This is a genomic window from Streptomyces silaceus (assembly GCF_001419745.1).
Classification (GTDB): Bacteria; Actinomycetota; Actinomycetes; order Streptomycetales; family Streptomycetaceae; genus Streptomyces; species Streptomyces silaceus.
In genome coordinates this window covers 16,224-16,524 of sequence record NZ_LIRJ01000176.1, presented here as the reverse complement: position 1 = coordinate 16,524, position 301 = coordinate 16,224, and the positions used below count along the sequence as shown (strand labels likewise).

The window sequence follows — 301 nt, the reverse complement described above, 5'->3', positions numbered from 1 at the left end:
GTCGATGCCGAGGCCGGCGAGCGCTTCGGTGTCGGCCTGGGAGAGGCCGCCCCTGCGCCGCGCCTCGGCGAGGGCCCGTTCGATCGACTCACGTCGGTCCGCGGCGCCCAGGGCCGTCAGGGCGAACGCGGCGCGGCTGCCGGAGCCCTCGTCGAGCCGCGCCAGGAGCGCGAGCAGCAGATGGCCGTCGTCGACCGACGCGGCCCCCGCCCGCCGCGCCTGCTCGACCGCGCCCATGACCACGTCACGGGCGTCCTCGGTGAATCGCTCGAACATCACTGCCTCCCGTACTTCTTGTGCA

Annotated in this window: 1 protein-coding gene; it reads right to left on the bottom strand. The window is 74.8% G+C overall.

Features of this window, described 5'->3' with window-relative positions; genetic code table 11:
- The coding region (locus AOK22_RS17555) for a Clp protease N-terminal domain-containing protein (protein WP_482255558.1) at positions 1 to 276 on the bottom strand (276 nt) is incomplete at its 3' end.
- Positions 277 to 301 lie beyond the last annotated feature (25 nt).